At 63.2% G+C, this 16,014-nt stretch carries 14 protein-coding genes; 4 read left to right on the top strand and 10 right to left on the bottom strand.

Annotated elements, in window-relative coordinates; translation table 11 throughout:
* The first annotated feature begins 9 nt into the window (after positions 1-9).
* From FJ967_RS17690 to FJ967_RS17675, 4 genes are all read left to right on the top strand, one after another.
* Positions 10-771 carry a 3-ketoacyl-ACP reductase gene (locus FJ967_RS17690; protein ID WP_140733113.1) on the top strand — a complete coding sequence of 254 codons (762 nt, stop codon included), beginning with the start codon at positions 10-12 and terminating at the stop codon, positions 769-771.
* Positions 772-783: 12 nt separating this feature from the next.
* Positions 784-2,412 carry a choline dehydrogenase gene (locus FJ967_RS17685; RefSeq protein ID WP_140733112.1) on the top strand — a complete coding sequence of 543 codons (1,629 nt, stop codon included), beginning with the start codon at positions 784-786 and terminating at the stop codon, positions 2,410-2,412.
* 13 nt (positions 2,413-2,425) lie between these two features.
* Positions 2,426-2,743 (top strand): Dabb family protein, encoded by a 318-nt coding sequence (locus FJ967_RS17680; RefSeq protein ID WP_140733111.1) that lies wholly within the window; start codon positions 2,426-2,428, stop codon positions 2,741-2,743.
* A 90-nt stretch (positions 2,744-2,833) separates the two neighbouring features.
* Positions 2,834-4,051: an MFS transporter gene (locus FJ967_RS17675; protein ID WP_181175945.1), complete on the top strand. Its 1,218-nt coding sequence runs from the start codon at positions 2,834-2,836 to the stop codon at positions 4,049-4,051.
* Between the two features lie 4 nt (positions 4,052-4,055).
* Here the strand turns inward: FJ967_RS17675 and FJ967_RS17670 are convergent, their stop codons facing one another.
* From FJ967_RS17670 to FJ967_RS17625, 10 genes are all read right to left on the bottom strand, one after another.
* Positions 4,056-4,901 (bottom strand): EamA family transporter, encoded by an 846-nt coding sequence (locus FJ967_RS17670; RefSeq protein WP_140733109.1) that lies wholly within the window; start codon positions 4,899-4,901, stop codon positions 4,056-4,058.
* Between the two features lie 7 nt (positions 4,902-4,908).
* A complete protein-coding gene (locus FJ967_RS17665; RefSeq protein WP_140733108.1) occupies positions 4,909-5,817 on the bottom strand; it encodes an endonuclease/exonuclease/phosphatase family protein in 909 nt (302 codons plus the stop codon).
* A 114-nt stretch (positions 5,818-5,931) separates the two neighbouring features.
* The gene (locus FJ967_RS17660; protein WP_140733107.1) at positions 5,932-7,485 is read right to left on the bottom strand and encodes a sodium:proton antiporter; all 1,554 of its coding nucleotides are present in this window, start codon (positions 7,483-7,485) and stop codon (positions 5,932-5,934) included.
* Between the two features lie 159 nt (positions 7,486-7,644).
* Entirely contained in the window at positions 7,645-8,709 is a 1,065-nt protein-coding gene (locus FJ967_RS17655; RefSeq protein WP_140733106.1) for an ABC transporter ATP-binding protein, read from the bottom strand.
* Positions 8,710-8,724: 15 nt separating this feature from the next.
* Complete coding sequence (locus tag FJ967_RS17650) at positions 8,725-9,516, bottom strand: ABC transporter permease (protein ID WP_140704326.1); 792 nt, start codon at positions 9,514-9,516, stop codon at positions 8,725-8,727.
* Positions 9,513-10,307: an ABC transporter permease subunit gene (locus tag FJ967_RS17645; RefSeq protein ID WP_246675302.1), complete on the bottom strand. Its 795-nt coding sequence runs from the start codon at positions 10,305-10,307 to the stop codon at positions 9,513-9,515. Before FJ967_RS17645 ends, FJ967_RS17650 begins: the two co-directional genes overlap by 4 nt.
* A 187-nt stretch (positions 10,308-10,494) precedes the next feature.
* Complete coding sequence (locus FJ967_RS17640) at positions 10,495-11,601, bottom strand: ABC transporter substrate-binding protein (RefSeq protein WP_140733104.1); 1,107 nt, start codon at positions 11,599-11,601, stop codon at positions 10,495-10,497.
* A gap of 245 nt (positions 11,602-11,846) precedes the next feature.
* Positions 11,847-13,019, bottom strand: coding sequence for an iron-containing alcohol dehydrogenase (locus tag FJ967_RS17635; protein ID WP_140733103.1), 1,173 nt, complete (start codon positions 13,017-13,019; stop codon positions 11,847-11,849).
* 18 nt (positions 13,020-13,037) lie between these two features.
* Positions 13,038-14,426, bottom strand: a complete 1,389-nt coding sequence (locus FJ967_RS17630) for an aldehyde dehydrogenase family protein (RefSeq protein WP_140733102.1) — start codon at positions 14,424-14,426, stop codon at positions 13,038-13,040.
* A 188-nt stretch (positions 14,427-14,614) separates the two neighbouring features.
* Positions 14,615-15,985 carry a glutamine synthetase family protein gene (locus tag FJ967_RS17625; RefSeq protein ID WP_140733101.1) on the bottom strand — a complete coding sequence of 457 codons (1,371 nt, stop codon included), beginning with the start codon at positions 15,983-15,985 and terminating at the stop codon, positions 14,615-14,617.
* Positions 15,986-16,014: the final 29 nt, after the last annotated feature.

The following is a 16,014-nucleotide window of genomic DNA, read 5'->3' as shown; positions in this document are numbered from 1 at the left end:
AAGCCCCAAATGACCCGCCCAGCAGCCATCGTCACAGGCGGTATGCGCGGCATCGGCCTGGCTTGCGCCGAAGCGCTGGCCGATGCCAGCTTCGACATCCTTGTCGCCGACCTCGCTGAACAGGCGCCGGACGAGCTTGCCGCCGACTTGACCGCGCGCGGCGCGAAGTTCGCCTATGTCAGCTGCGACATCGCCGACCTCCCCAGCCATGTAGCGCTTATCAATGCAGCGATGGCCGCCTTCGGCCGCATCGATTGCCTGGTCAACAACGCCGGCGTCGGCGCCGTCGTGCGTGGCGATCTGCTCGATCTCAAACCCGACAATTTCGACCGAGCGCTCGGCATCAACCTGCGTGGCACCGTCTTCCTCAGCCAGGCCGTCGCCAGGGCGATGCTCCACGAGACCGGGGATCACGCCAAATCGATCATCACCATCACCTCGGTCAGTGCCGAGATGGCCTCTCCGGAACGCTCGGAATATTGCATGTCGAAAGCCGCGCTCTCCATGTGGGTGAAGAACCTGGCGCTCAGGCTCGCTCCCGAACGGATCGGCGTCTTCGAACTGCGGCCCGGCATCATCCGCACCGACATGACGGCGGGCGTGAGCGCCAGATACGATGCGCTCATCGAAGGAGGATTGGTGCCGGCCAGACGCTGGGGAGAAGCCTCGGACATCGGCGCCATGGTGGCAGCGCTCGCCGCCGGCAAATTCGGCTTTTCGACCGGCTCGATCATCAATGTCGACGGCGCGCTCTCGGTGCCCCGGCTGTGAGTGGATGAGACAATGACCGACTACATCATCGTGGGCGCCGGCCCGGCCGGCTGCGTGCTGGCCAACCGGCTGAGTGAGGATCCCGCAAGTTCCGTGCTGCTGCTCGAAGCCGGCGGCAAGGATTGGCACCCTTACATCCATATGCCGGCCGGCTTTGCCAAGATGACCAAGGGCATTGCTTCCTGGGGCTGGTCGACCGTGCCGCAGAGGCACATGAGCGACCGCGTTTTCTGGTACACGCAGGCCAAGGTGGTCGGCGGCGGCTCTTCCATCAACGCCCAGATCTACACGCGCGGCAATGCGCGCGATTACGACGCCTGGGAAAAGGAGGAAGGGCTGGCCGGCTGGGGCTATCGCGACGTGCTGCCCTATTTCAAGCGTGCCGAGAACAACCAGCGCTACGCCAACGATTTCCACGGCGACCAGGGTCCGCTCGGCGTGTCGAACCCGATTGCGCCGCTGCCGATCTGCGAGGCCTATTTCCGCGCCGGCCAGGAGATGGGCATACCCTTCAACCCGGACTTCAACGGCGCTGCCCAGGAAGGCGTCGGCTATTACCAGCTGACCCAGAAGGATGCCCGGCGCTCCTCCGCCTCGGTCGCCTATTTGAAGCCGATCCGCGACCGCAAAAACCTCACCGTCAAGACCGATGTGCTGGTGACCCGCATTGTCGTCGAGAAAGGCCGCGCCATCGGCGTCGAAACCGTCGACAGGCCGGGCGGCGAGAAAAATATCCTTCGCGCCGAACGCGAGGTGATCGTCTCGTCGGGCGCCATTGGCTCGCCCAAGCTTCTGATGCAATCCGGCATCGGCCCGGCTGACCATCTGAAGTCGGTCGGCGTGACGCCGGTGCACGACCTGCCCGGCGTCGGCTCCAACATGCAGGACCATCTCGACCTGTTCGTCATCGCCGAATGCACCGGCGATCACACCTATGACAATTACGCCAAGCTGCACCGCACCGCCTGGGCCGGCCTGCAATATCTGCTCCTGAAGAAAGGGCCGGTGGCTTCCAGCCTGTTCGAGACCGGCGGCTTCTGGTACGCCGATCCGACCGCCGCCTCGCCCGACATCCAGTTCCATCTGGGTCTCGGCTCCGGGATCGAGGCCGGCGTCGAGAAGCTTAGCAATCCCGGTGTCACCTTGAACTCGGCCTTTCTGCGTCCACGCTCGCGCGGCACCGTGCGGCTGAAAAGCGCCGACCCGGCCGATCATCCGCTGATCGATCCGAACTATTGGTCCGATCCTTATGACCGCGCCATGTCGCTCAAGGGGCTGCGGCTGGCGCGCGAGATCATGCGGCAGAAGGCGCTCCAGCCCTATGTGATGCGCGAAGTGCTCCCAGGTCCTGCGCTGGCCAGCGACGACGAACTGATCGACTATGCCTGCCGCACCTCCAAGACCGACCACCACCCGGTCGGCACCTGCCGCATGGGCAATGACGAGATGGCGGTGGTGACCCCCGATCTCAGGCTGCGCGGCATAGAGGGACTGCGGGTGTGCGATGCTTCGGTCATGCCCCGCGTCCCCTCCTCCAACACCAATGCACCGACCATCATGGTCGGCGAAAAGGGTGCCGACCTGATCCTCGGCCGCGAGCCGCTGCCGCCGGCTGTGTTTTCTGGAAATCGCGCTGCTTGAAGGGAGTATGAAGGTGATCCGTCACTGTGTTTTCGTCAAATTCCGCAACGATGTCTCCGATGGCGAACGCAAGGCGATCCATGCCGACCTTGAGGCCCTGCGCCAGGTGATCGACGGCATGGACACCGTCCATTTCAGCGCCAATGTCAGCCCCGAGCCCTTCGCGCGCGGCTTCAGTGACGGCTTCACCATCGATTTCCGTGACGCTGCCGCGCGCGATGCCTACCTGGTCCACGAGGCGCACCAGCGTGCCGGCGCGCGGCTGGTGGCAGCTCTTGAAGGCGGCATCGACGGGCTGATGGTCTTCGACCTCGATATTACGAAAAAGTGACCGCCAGCCTTTCGAAGGCCGGGCAATCGCTGTTCTCTTTTGCCAGCGGAGCGACATATCGTTCCTTTGGGGGCACCAAAGGAGGACGCCTTGAATCTCACCGCCGAGCAGAAGAAAACCGTCCTGGCCTCATTCCTGGGCTGGACGCTCGATGCTTTCGATTTCTTCCTTCTGACATTTCTGCTCACCGATATTGCGGCTGAGTTCCAGACCGATGTGCCGGCAGTGTCGAAGGCATTGTTCCTGACCTTGGCGACCCGCTTCATCGGTGCGTTCTTCTTTGGCATGCTTGCCGACAAATTTGGCCGCAAGCCGATCCTGATGCTCAACATCGTCAGCTATTCGGTGATCGGAGCGCTTGCCGCCTTCTCGCCCAATCTCGGCATCTTCCTAGCCCTGCGTGCCTTGTTCGGCATCGCCATGGGCGGCGAATGGGGCCTTGGTTCCTCGCTCGCCATGGAGTCCATCCCGCCGAGCGCCCGCGGCATGGTCTCGGGCATACTGCAATGCGGCTATCCCGCCGGCTACCTCCTGGCCGCGGTCGTCTACGGGCTGATCTACGGACAGAAGGTCGGCGACTTCGTCCTCGGCTGGCGCTTCATGTTCCTGCTGAGCTTCATACCGGCGCTGATCGTGCTGTTCATCCGCGCGCACGTGCCGGAATCGCCGGCCTTTGTCGAAGCACAGAAACAGGCCCGGCCGGGGCTGCTGGAAACCTTGCAGAAGCACTGGGGCGTAGCCCTCTATGCCGTGGTGCTGATGATGTTCTTCAACTTCTTCAGCCATGGCACGCAGGACCTCTACCCGACCTTCTTGAAGAAGCAGCATGGCTTTGATCCGCATACGGTGAGCTGGATCACCATCGTTGCCAATCTCGGCGCCATCGTCGGCGGCCTGGCGTTTGGCGCACTGTCGGAGAGGATCGGCCGCGTCAACGCCATTACACTCGCCTGCATCATCGCCCTGCCGGCTATCCCGCTATGGGCCTACAGCTCCACGCCCTTCATGCTGGCCATCGGCGCCTTCGTCATGCAGGTCGCGGTGCAGGGCGCCTGGGGCGTCATCCCCGTGCACCTCAACGAGCTTTCGCCAGGTGCTGTGCGCGCGACCTTGCCCGGCTTCATCTACCAGGCCGGCAATCTCGCTGCCTCCTATGGCGGTCCGTATCAGGCGGGGATCGCCGAGGCACCCGGCGGCAGCTATGGCTACGCACTGGCGCTTTTTGCCGGTGTGGTCGCCGTCTGCATCATCGTGGTCATCCGCTTCAGTCCGGAGCGCCGCGGTCAGGTGATGACGGTGCTGGGTTGAAGGGTCAGCCCATCCTCAGCGCGATGACACCGGCGACGATGCTGAGCGCGGCGGCCCCGCGCCAGCCCGTCATCTTCTCGCCAAGCGCATAGACCGAGATCATCATGGCGAACAGGATCGAGGTCTCGCGCAGCGATGCCACCGAGGCGATCGGCGCCTTGGTCATCGCCCACATGACGATCCAGTAGGCCGCGCCGGAAAGCACGCCGGTGAACAGCCCTGTCTTCCAGTCGCGCGCCAGCACCGGCAACGCCTGGGGGCCACGGAAGATGAGGCACAGCACCAGGGCTCCAAAAGCATCGCAGACGAACAACCAGGCGGCATAGCTTTGCGCCGTCGCGGCCAGCCGCGCGCCGCTGCCGTCGGACAAGGTGTAGCTGGCGATGAACACCGAGGTGCCGAAAGCGAAGCCGACGGCGCGCAGGTTCAATTTCTCCAGATGCGCGCCGCCGCGAAACGACATCACCAGCGTGCCGGCGGAAAGCAGCATGATGCCGACGATCGCCAGCGGCGCCGGCACCTCGGATACCACGAACATACCACCAATCGCCGCCAGCAGCGGGGCCGTGCCGCGCGCCAGCGGATAGGTCTGGGCGAAATCGCCGGCCTGATAGGCGCCGATGAGGAAGGTGCGATAGCCCATATGGAAAATGACGGAGGCGACAATGTAGGGCCAGACTTCCGCCTTCGGGACTTCGACGAAAGGCAGCACCACGAGGCCCGCGACCCCCATCCCCAGTGTCATCAGGGTGATCGACAGGAAGCGGTCGAGATGCACCTTGACCAGCGCATTCCAGATCGCATGCATGGCGGCGGCGGCAAGCACGGCGAAGAAGACGAAAAGCGTCATGTGGGAATCATCGACCTCCCGAGCCGAAGGGCGTCTCGAGGTCGATGTCGACCCGGACCGGAAAGTGATCGGACGCCACCTCGCCGATATCGGCGCCGATCGATCTCACACGGTCAGCCAAGATGCCGCCGACGAAGCAGTGATCGAGCCGGCGCTTTGCCAGCCGGCCGTCGATGATCTTCTCATGCGTGTGGAAACTGCCAGCCGGATCAACAGCCACGGCCGCGGCATCGACGAAGCCGTCGAGATAGGCAGCGCCGCGATGGTAGGGCGTGCTGCCGACGATGCGGCGGTGTTCGGCGCTACCCGGCTCCATGTTGAAATCGCCCATCCAGATCGCCGCCAGCGGATTTTCCGGCTCTGCCTCGCCGCTGGTCCAGTTGCGCGAAGGCTCGTCGTCCACGCCGCTCCACGGCCCGCCATCGGATGGCGCCCGACGATGCTCGATCATCAGATAGTCGATCTGTTCCAGCCGCTCTTCCGCCGCGATGTGCGCGAGATGCAGCGACAGCACCCTCACCGGCCCGGCCGGTGTGCGGATCATGCATTCGAGTGCGGCATTGCGCGTGTTGAGCGGCCGCAGCGTGCGGCGCATCGGAAGCGCGTGCAGCCGCGACCAGACGATCGGCAGCTTCGACAGCACCATGGTGCCGAATTGCCGGCGGCGGTTGACGAGGCGGCCGTCGCGGCTTTCGCTGGCATCCATGTCGAAGGCCGGTCCATAGACCCAGTGATAGTCCGGCAGGAGTTGCGAAAGCAATTCCGGCTGGTCGTCGAAATTGCTGCGTTGCCAATGCCGCTCGACTTCCTGCAAGGCGATGATGTCGGCGCCGGCAACAAGGCGCGCCGCGCGCGAAAGATCGTAACGCCCGTCGCTGCCGAACCCGTATTGAATGTTGTAGCTGACCAGCTTCATTGCTTATCCGGCTCACTTCTCGGCGTTGGCAGTAACGGTTCGGTCGATTGCTTGCAATGTGCAGGAAGACAGACGCGGCTTGGGCCAGCGGGTGCGGCCGAAACGCGGTACCCGCTAGTCCGTGGTCAGCGGCTGGAAGCGGCCTGCCGGCGATGCCGCCAGTTCCGCCCAGTCGATCTCCTCTTCCAGCCGGTGATAGGCTTCATCGCCGATCGTGCCGTTGCTGCGCAGTTCCTCGAGCGTGTCGCGCTGCCGGTTGATGGCGTAGAGCCGCAGCCGGTCATATTCGGTCGCGGCTTGCGCGTCCTCCGGGTTTTCCGCGATCAGTCGCTGCGCTTCGTATTGCTCGCGCACGACGGCGGCCGCCGCCGACGTCTTGCGGCTCAACACGTCGAGAGCAGCCTGCATGATGGCGACGCGCGCTTGAGCCACTTCGCGGTCTATGGTCGTGTCCCGTTCGAAGTTGAGCACTCGCAGCAAAGGCTTCAGCGTCATCCCCTGCAGCACCAGCGTGCCCAGGACCACGGCGAAGGCGGCAAGCACGATCGGGTCGCGGCCGGGAAAGTCGGCCGGCAGCGCAATGGCCACCACCAGCGTCACCAGCCCGCGCATGCCGCACCAGCCGACGAGGACGGCACCGCGAAACGTCGGGGCATCTGGCGCTTGACCTTCGTCGTTGCGGCGGGCAAACCATCGCATGATCGCAACGTAACTCGCCACCCAGACGAGGCGGGCCACGATGACCACCGCCAGCACGGTTGCGGCGAACAGAAAGGCTTCGCCCTGGCCGTCGCCGGAAAGCCTGCCGACGATCGACCGGGCCTGGAGGCCCATCAGCACGAAAGCCAGCACGTTGAGAACGAACACGGCCGACTCCCAGACCGAATAGGTGCTGACGCGGCGTCTGGCCGACATGCGGCGCGGCGCCCTACGCGCAATGGTGATGGCATAGACGACGATGGTGATGATGGCCGAAAGACCGAGTTTGTCGGCGATGATCCAGACGGCGAAGGTTCCGGCAAACTGCACCACGGTGCTGCTTGCCGCGTCTTCGATGCGCGTCAGCGTCAGCAGCGAGAAACGGCCGAACAAATAGCCGGCCACGACGCTGCCAATCGTCGACAGCAATATGACCGGCACGGCGTCTTTGAGCATGACCGAACCGATCGCGGCCGAGACCGCGATACGGTAGATCAGCAGCGCGGTGGCATCGTTGAGCAGGCTCTCGCCCTGCAGGATGGCGGTGAGGCGATGCGGCACCTTGAATTGCCCGAGCACCGCACTGGCCGCCACCGCATCCGGCGGCGCGACGATGGCGCCAAGCGCGATCGCCGCCGCGATCGGCAGGCCGGCCATCTTCCAGCCGACGTAGGCGACGACCACGGTGGTGAAGACCACGGCGCCGAGCGCCAGCAGCAGCAGCGACAGCCGGTAGCGCTTGAGGTCGCGCAGCGACGTGTCATAGGCGGCATCGAGCAGCACCGGCGCGATGAACAGGGCAAGCGCCAGTTCCGGATCGATCTCGATCGTCGGCGCACCAGGCACGAAGGCGATCGCGACGCCGGCCAGGGCCAGAAGGGATGGATAGGGAATTTCCAGCCGCCGCGACAGCGCCGTCAGTGCGACGGCGGCCAAAAGCAGGATGAGCGTCAGTTCGAAAAGGGCCATGCTCTATCGTAGCGGCCGAACGCGGCGATTGGCAGTGCCAAAGTTATGGCGTTCAAGGCTGCAAGGCGCCCCTGCGTATGGGCGTATCGACCCGGATAGTATGAGAAATCCGGACGGCTGGCGCATCCGCTTGGCAGCGCCAGCCAACCGCCGACACGACTAGTGCAGCACCAGCATGTCGCCCGAAGAGAACGAGATCTCGGCCTTCTCTCCGACCGCAGGCGGCGGGGTGGCGGAGTTGTTGAACGTGTCGAGCGACACGGTGTTGCCGCCAATGCCGACACGGACCCGGATCACCGAGCCAAGGAAATGCACTTCCGAAATCTCACCGGTCAGCCGGGAATCATGGCCGGGCTGGCTGCCGAGCGAAATCGCCTCGGGGCGCAGCGCCAGCGACAGCGTATCGCCTGACTTCGAGCCGTTGAGCTTGCCCTTGAGCGAGACTTCCTGCGTGTTGACCTGCACCTTGCCGGACGCCGCGTCGGTGACCTTGCCTTCGAGCACGTTGAGCGTGCCGACGAAATTGGCGACGAACTTGGTCGCCGGACGGTTGTAGATCTCAAACGGCGTAGCGACCTGCTCGGCCTTGCCGCCATACATCACGGCGATGCGGTCGGAGATCGACAGCGCCTCTTCCTGGTCGTGGGTGACGAAGATAGTGGTGATGCCGAGCTTCTTCTGGATCGAGCGGATCTCCTCGCGCAGCGACACGCGCACCTTGGCGTCAAGGGCCGACAGCGGCTCGTCGAGCAGAAGCAGCTTCGGCTTCGGCGCGATCGCTCGTGCCAGCGCGATACGCTGCTGCTGGCCGCCGGAGAGCTGATAGGGGTAGCGATCCGCCATCTGCGGCAGCTTGATCATGTCGAGCATCTCGGCGACGCGCTTGTCGGCGTCGGCCTTTGGCATGCCGGCGACCTTCAGCCCGAAGGCGATGTTCTGCGCCACGGTGAGGTTCGGGAACAGCGCGTAGGCCTGGAACACCATGCCGACATTGCGCTGGTTGGGCTTCAGCCTGGTGATATCCTTGCCGGCGACGACGATCTTGCCGGCCGAGGGCTCCTCGAAGCCGGCGACCATGCGCAGCACCGTCGTCTTGCCGCAACCGGACGGTCCGAGGAACGACACGAACTCGCCCGGCTCGACGTCGAGGCTGAAGTCCTGCACCACGGTGTTGGAACCGTAGGACTTTCGCACATGCTGGATGGACAGGAATGGCTCGGCCATGGCTTTTCTCTCAGGTCAATTCGGACGGTTCGCCGATTTCGGCGCGAAGCGGGACAGGATCTGGATGAGCGACATGCAGCCCCAGGTAATGGCGAAGGCGATGATGGCAAGGGCTGCCGGCTCATAGGCGCGGTTGGCGCCGATATTCTGCAAATACGGGCCGAAGGCCGGCCGGTTGAGCAGGCTGGCCATGGTAAACTCGCCGATGACGATGGCAAAGGTCAGGAAGGCGCCCGACAGCACGGCGATCAGCACGTTGGGCAGGATCACCCGGCCGATGATCGTGCCCCAGCCGGCGCCCAGGATCTGCGCTGCCTCCGTCAGCGTACGCACATCGATGGTACGCAGCCCAGTGTCGACGGCGCGATACATATAGGGCAGAGCCAAAGTGGCATAACCGATGACCAGCAATGCGTTGGCACCCATGTTGCTGCCCAGGAACGGCAGCGGCGAATTCGAACCGTACATCCTGATATAGCCGAAGACGATGACGATCGCCGGAATGACCAGCGGCAAGAGCGTGATGAATTCGACGATCGGCCTGAGCTGCGGCAGACGCAGCCGGATCCAGTAGGCGGCCGGAACCACGATCAGCACACCCAGGATGATGGTGAAGATGGCCGCGACCACGGAATACAGGAAGGTCGACTGGAAGCGCGCGTCGCCCAGCACGATCTGGTACGCGTCGAAGGAATGGACGCCCCGGCGCATGCGCAGCGAGAACTCGACCGTTGCCATCAGCGGAATGAAGAAATAGGCCGCGCCGACAATGAAGACGACCCAGGCCCAGAATTTGCCCGACTTCATTTGAGCCACCTTTCGGACCGCGTCCGGAACCAGATGTAGAAGACGTTGGCCAAACCGGTAATGATGATCATGCCAAAGGCGATGGCATAGCCGAGTTGCGGGTTGTGCAGCACGTCGCCATTGATCTGCGAATAGAGCTTGATGGGAACGATGTTGAGCGCCGGTCCGGCAAAGGCATAGGCGGTGGCGATGGCGCCGAAAGCATTGGCGAACAGAAGGATGACGGTGCCGAGGAAGCTTGGCCAGATCACCGGGATGACAACCATGCGCCAATATTGCGACTGCGTGGCGCCGAGCGTGGCTGCGGCCTCGCCCCATTCCTTCTTCAACCCGTCGATCGCCGGCACGATGATGACCACCATCAGCGGTATCTGGAAGAACAGATAGACGGCGATCAGGCCCGACGTGGTGAGAAAATTGAAGCCCATCGCATAGATGTTGATGTTGAGAACATCGCGCAGCAGCGTGGTGACGATGCCGACGCGGCCGAGCGTTGCCAGGAAGGCGAAGGCCAGCGGCAAGCCGGCGAAATTCGAGGCGACGCCGGAAAAGGTCAAGGTAGCCGAACGCGTCCAGCCGGGAAGCCCGCCGCGCACGATCGCGATCGCGATCGCGAGCCCGGCAAAGGCGCCGATGATGGCCGACCAGAAACTGATCTTGATCGAAACCCAGTAGGAACTGCTGATCGACGGATCGCTGACCAATTGCAGGATATTGTCCAGGGTGAACGAGCCGTCACCGCGCTGGAATGCGCCCACGACGAGATAGATCGTCGGCAGGATCAGGAACATCAGGGCGAAGATGAAGAACGGCGCCACACCGATCCATTGCGTCGGCAAACGGAAAGCGGTTGCCTGTTTCGGTGGCGCCGGCTTGGTGGCAAGTGCCTGATTTGAAAGCGTAAGATCGGTCATGCGCCGGCTACCGTCTTCGAGGGAAGGCCGGGCGGCCTCGCGGCCGCCCGGTGGATTTCAAACCTTACTTGACGTTGGCGCCGACAACGGCGTCCCAGTTCTTGCTGATGGCTTCCTTGGCCTTGCCCTGCTCGTCGAGTGTCGGGAACGCGGCCGAGGCATAGGCTTCCGCCGGCGGCAGCTTGGCCAGCACGTCCGCCGGGATCTTGCCGTTCTTGGCGAGATCGTTGAAGCGGATCGGGTGGCAATAGCCCTTCAGCCAGCCGATCTGGCCTTCGTCGGAATAGAGATATTCCATCCACAGCTTGGCTGCGTTCGGATGCGGCGCGTAGGCGCTGATCGCCTGCACGTAGACGCCGGCGACAACGCCGGTCTTCGGCACGACGACGTCGACGGGCGGGTTGCCCTTCAGCGTGTCGCGGCCGGCGAGCGCGTTGTAATCCCAGTTGATCAGGATCGGCGTCTGGCCCTGGGCCAGCGTCGCGGGCTTGCCGACGACCGGAACGAAATTGCCGGCGGCGTTGAGCTTCTTGAAGAACTCGAGGCCGGCGGTGCCGGCGGCTTCACCAGCGGCGGCACCCGACGACAGGCCAGCGGCATAGACCGCCTGGATGGCCTGGTTCGACGCGCGCGGATCACCGGCGACGGCGACGGCGTTGGCAAATTCCGGCTTCAGGAGATCGGCCCAGTCCTTCGGCGATTCCTTGATCAGGTCCTTGTTCACCATGAACGAGAGAACGCCGTAATAGTCACCATACCAGGCGCCGTCGGCATCCTTGGCGCTGTCCGGGATCGAATCCCAGGTCGACACCTTGTAAGGCATCAACAGGCCGTCGGCCTTGGCGGTCGGGCCGAAGGACAGGCCGACGTCGATGACGTCGGGAGCCTGCGGGCCTTTATTGTCCTTGTTGGCCTTGATCGCCTCGACTTCGTCGCCCGAACCGGCGTCGGGGTTGAGCTCGTTGATGGTGATTTCGGGATACTTCGCCTTGAAGCCGGCGATGACGTCGCCATAACCGCACCAGTCATGCGGCAAGGCGATGGTGGTGAGCTGGCCTTCAGCCTTCGCGGCCTTGACGAGATCGTCCAGCGAACCCGCGGACGAAATCACCGACGACACCATCAGGGTCGCGGCCGAAAGGGAAAGCACCTTCCCCGTGAATTTGAACATGTGTTCTCTCCGTTGAACTGGCGCCGTTGGACGCCTGCGATGCGGTATCGTTTTCGTGTGACAGCCAGATGAAAGCTTTGTGAAACCAGCCGCCAGCAGCGCGAAAAGTTAACTCTTTTTAACGGGCTGTAGCAATTAGCCGCCACTTAATTTTCCGGCTAATCATTAATTTGCCCGTGTTCGCCCGCTTCCCCTTTCCTTTCCCCTCGTTTCCCGATCAAATTTTCGCGCCCGCGAAACCGGCCTCAGACCGTCCCGGCGATGGCGTTTTCGAGCAAGGTCAGCGCCGCCTTCTTGGTCAGCTTGACCGGATTGCCGCCAGCGGTCGGGTCGACCACCGCCATGTCGGCGATCAGGCTCTTGCGCTTCTTGTCCATGTCGAGCCCCTTGATCAGGCCCGGCAGCGCGTGCGGCACCTTCAATTCCTTGCGCAGCTTGATAATAGCCTTGGCGAAGCCGTCGAAGCCGCCCTTGATGCCGCAATAGGCCGAGAGCCGGCCAATGCGCTCCTCGATGGAGTCCCGGTTGAAGGCCAGCACATAGGGCATGAACACCGCATTGGTCATGCCGTGATGGGTGTCGTAGAGCGCGCCGACCGGATGCGACAGCGAGTGAATGGCGCCGAGTCCCTTCTGGAAGGCGGTGGCCCCCATGGCCGCGGCGCTCATCATGTGGGCGCGGGCGACGAGGTCCTTGCCGTTGGCAAAGGCCCTGGGCAGGTTCTCGAAGACGAGCCTGATGCCTTCCACCGCAATGCCGTCGGCCATAGGATGATAACCGGGTGCGCAATAGGCTTCCAGGCAATGGGCGAGCGCGTCCATTCCGGTGCCGGCGGTGATGAAGCCCGGCATACCGACCGACAGTTCCGGATCGGCGATGACGATGGCCGGCAGAAGCTTGGGATGGAAGATGACCTTCTTGGTGTGGGTCTCCTCATTGGTGATGACGCCGGCGCGGCCGACTTCCGACCCGGTGCCGGCCGTGGTCGGCACGGCGATGATCGGCGCGATCGCTTCCGAATTGGCGCGCGTCCACCAGTCGCCGACATCCTCGAAATCCCACACCGGCCGCGTCTGTCCCGCCTGGAAGGCGATCAGCTTGCCGAGGTCGAGCGCCGAGCCGCCGCCGAAGGCGATGACGCCGTCATGCTTGCCCTTCTTGAACACGGCGATGCCGGCGGTGAGGTTCGACTCGACCGGGTTCGGCCGCACCTCGGAGAACACGCCATAAGGAACCTTGGCGTCGTCGAGGATTTTGAGCGTCGAGGCCACGACCGGCAGTTTCGCCAAACCCGGATCCGTCACGAACAATGGCCGCTTGATGCCGGTGGCCGCCAGAACATCAGGCAGTTCCTTGATGCGGCCGGCGCCGAAACGGACGGTGGTGGGATAGTTCCATTTGGAGATCAGCTTGGACATGTCTTGTCTTTCGAAAAATCAGATGGCTTCGCGCAGGTGGAAAGATTTCGGCCGGGTCAGATTGTCATAGCCCAGCGCCGACAGGGCAACGCCCTTGCCAGTGTCCTTGACGCCGGTCCAGACCAGCGCCGGATCGAGATAGTCGCAACGGTTCATGAACACCGTGCCGGTCTCGACGCGATCGCCGATCGCGATCGCCCGCTCGGTGTCGCGCGTCCAGATCGAGGCCGTCAGGCCATAGGGACTGTCGTTCATCAGCGCGATCGCCTCTTCGTCGTTGCGCACCTTCATGATGCCGACGATCGGGCCGAAGCTTTCCTCGCGCATGACGCTCATCTGGTGGTCGACTTCGGTCAGCACCTCGGGCGCCAGATAGGGCGAGCCTGCCTTGTCCTGGGCCACCTTCATGTTGATGTGCGCCCTGGCGCCCTTGCGCAGCGCCTCCGCCTTCTGCTCGCGGATCAGATCGGCGAAGCGCGCCTGCGCCATCGGCCCCATCGTCGTCGCCTGCTCGAGCGGATTGCCGACGACATAGTTCTTCGTCTCGGCGATGAAGCCCTCGACGAATTCGTCATAGACCTTCTCATGCACATAGACACGTTCGATGCCGCAGCAGCACTGGCCGGAATTGAAGAAGGCGCCGTCGACGAGGTTGGCCACGGCATGATCCATCTTGGCGTCTGGCAGCACATAGGCTGGGTCCTTGCCGCCGAGCTCGAGGCCGAGCGTCATGAAAGTGCCCGCCGCCGCCTTCTCGATGGCGCGGCCGCCAGCGACCGAGCCGGTGAAATTGACATGATCGATCTTGCCCGATCCCAGCAGCTTCTCCGTCTGGGCGTGGTTGAGCACGATGTTCTGGAACACACCCTTGGGCAGGCCGGCCTTCTCGAAAGCCTGGGCGAAGCGCTCGCCGACCAGCAGCGTCTGCGCGGCATGTTTGAGGATGACGGTGTTGCCGGCCATCAGCGCCGGCACGATGGTGTTGACGGCGGTGAGATAAGGATAATTCCACGGCGCGATCACCATGACCACGCCGAGCGGATCCTTCTTCACATAACGGCGGAAGCCGTCCTTCGGGTTGGATGCCGGCACGGATTTCAGCGCCTGTTCGGCGATCTCGACCATGTAGTTGGTGCGTTCCTTGACGCCGCCGAACTCGCCGCCATAACGCACCGGCCGCCCCATCTGCCAGGCGATCTCCGGCACGATCTCATCGGTCATGGCGACCAGTGCCTCGAGCATGGCAAGCATATATCTGCCGCGCTCGACGATCGGCGTCTGCGCCCACTTCTCCTGCGCCGCCCTGGCGCGCTCGACCGCGGCACTGACCGCCTGATCCGTGGCGATCGGCCGCTCCGCGTAGATCGAGCCGTTGATGGGGGATTTGAGTTTGACCGTTTCGGTCATCGTTTAAGTCCTCGCACTTCTCTAACAATCGAAATCATCTGGCCTGGAGCCATTCCTCATCCCGCTGCGGCACTTTCTTCCCGTGCAGCGACGGGAAGAAGGCAAGTGCTCCAACGCCGGCGGCTTCCCCTCCACCGTTTTCACGGAAAGAGGAAAGGGATGAGGGCGGCGCCAACATTCGCGGCTATTTAATACCGCTCGAACCCTCTGTGCAGTTCCCAATCCGTAATCCGGCGGTCGTATTCGAACTGCTCCCATTTGGCCGTGTGCACGTAGTGCTCCAGCACGTCCTCGCCGAGCGCCTGCTTCAGCATCTTCGATTTGGCCAGCGTCTCAGTCGCATCCCGCAGCGTCTTGGGGATCTCAGGCAGGCGCGAGGCCTGGTAAGCGTCGCCGACGAACGGCTTCTGCAGTTCGAGCTTCTCGTCGATGCCGGCAAGACCGGCCGCGATCAGTGCCGCGAAGGCGAGATAGGGGTTGAGGTCGGCGCCGCCGATGCGGCACTCCATGCGGATGCCCTTGGTACCCTCACCGCAGAGTCGGAAGCCGGCGGTGCGGTTGTCCTCGCTCCACATGATCTTGGTCGGCGCGAAGGTGCCGGCCTGGAAGCGCTTGTAGGAGTTGATGTAGGGCGCCAGGAACCAGGTGAACTCCTTGGCGTATTTCAACTGCCCAGCCGCCCACTGCTGGCCGAGCGTCGATAGCGTCCATTCGGCTTGTCTGTCGAAGAAGAGCGGCGTCTTGCCGTCGGCGCTCCACAGCGAATTGTGGATATGGCTGGAATTGCCGGCGAGCCCGTAATTGTATTTGGACATGAAGGAGATCGCCTTGCCCTCCGACTCGGCGATTTCCTTGGCGCCGTTCTTCAGGATGACGTGACGGTCGGCCATGTCGAGCGCCTCGGCATAGCGCACATTGATCTCTTCCTGGCCCGGACCCCATTCGCCCTTGGAATTCTCGATCGGGATGCCGGCTGCTTCCATCTCGTTGCGAAGCCGGCGCATGACGCCTTCTTCCTTGGTGGTGATGCCAATCTGGTAATCGCCGATATAGGGCGACGCGGTGTCGAGGCCCTGCCAGTGTTTCTTGCGTGCGGAATCGTAGGTCTCGTTGAACAGGTAGAATTCGAGCTCGGAAGCGAAATAGCCGATATAGCCGCGCTCGGTCAGCCGCTTGACCTGCTTCTTGAGGATCGCGCGCGGCGAATGCGGCAGGTCGTCATGCGTGTGGTGGTCGAGCACATCGCAGATCACCAGCGCCGTCTTTTCCAGCCATGGGATGCGCCGCAGCGTCGCAAGGTCCGGCTTCATGACGAAGTCGCCATAGCCTTTCGACCAGCTTGCCGCCTTGTAGCCCGGCACCGGCTCCATATCGATGTCGGCCGCCAGCAGATAGTTGCAGCCATGCGTTTCATCATGAGCGGAATCGACGAAATATTGCGCCAGGAACCGCTTTCCCGCCAGCCGACCCTGCATGTCGACGATGCAGGCCAGCACGGTGTCGATCTCGCCATTCGAGACCGCTTTCTTCAATTGATCGAACGAGAAATTTCCGGCCATTCCTGTGGCACTCCAGCGCTTGGTCGTTG

The sequence above is a fragment of the Mesorhizobium sp. B2-3-4 genome, from assembly GCF_006442315.1.
GTDB lineage: Bacteria > Pseudomonadota > Alphaproteobacteria > Rhizobiales > Rhizobiaceae > Mesorhizobium.
This window is presented reverse-complemented; position numbering and strand designations above follow the sequence as displayed.

Excerpts from the sequence above, each read along its gene's own strand:
- FJ967_RS17640 (WP_140733104.1), bottom strand. The coding sequence starts at position 11,601 with ATGTTCAAATTCACGGGGAAGGTGCTTTCCCTTTCGGCCGCGACCCTG.
- FJ967_RS17670 (WP_140733109.1), bottom strand. The coding sequence starts at position 4,901 with ATGACGCTTTTCGTCTTCTTCGCCGTGCTTGCCGCCGCCGCCATGCAT.
- FJ967_RS17655 (WP_140733106.1), bottom strand. The coding sequence starts at position 8,709 with ATGGCCGAGCCATTCCTGTCCATCCAGCATGTGCGAAAGTCCTACGGT.
- FJ967_RS17630 (WP_140733102.1), bottom strand. The coding sequence starts at position 14,426 with ATGACCGAAACGGTCAAACTCAAATCCCCCATCAACGGCTCGATCTAC.
- FJ967_RS17625 (WP_140733101.1), bottom strand. The coding sequence starts at position 15,985 with ATGGCCGGAAATTTCTCGTTCGATCAATTGAAGAAAGCGGTCTCGAAT.
- FJ967_RS17690 (WP_140733113.1), top strand. The coding sequence starts at position 10 with ATGACCCGCCCAGCAGCCATCGTCACAGGCGGTATGCGCGGCATCGGC.
- FJ967_RS17685 (WP_140733112.1), top strand. The coding sequence starts at position 784 with ATGACCGACTACATCATCGTGGGCGCCGGCCCGGCCGGCTGCGTGCTG.
- FJ967_RS17650 (WP_140704326.1), bottom strand. The coding sequence starts at position 9,516 with ATGAAGTCGGGCAAATTCTGGGCCTGGGTCGTCTTCATTGTCGGCGCG.
- FJ967_RS17635 (WP_140733103.1), bottom strand. The coding sequence starts at position 13,019 with ATGTCCAAGCTGATCTCCAAATGGAACTATCCCACCACCGTCCGTTTC.
- FJ967_RS17665 (WP_140733108.1), bottom strand. The coding sequence starts at position 5,817 with ATGAAGCTGGTCAGCTACAACATTCAATACGGGTTCGGCAGCGACGGG.
- FJ967_RS17645 (WP_246675302.1), bottom strand. The coding sequence starts at position 10,307 with ATGTTCCTGATCCTGCCGACGATCTATCTCGTCGTGGGCGCATTCCAG.
- FJ967_RS17660 (WP_140733107.1), bottom strand. The coding sequence starts at position 7,485 with ATGGCCCTTTTCGAACTGACGCTCATCCTGCTTTTGGCCGCCGTCGCA.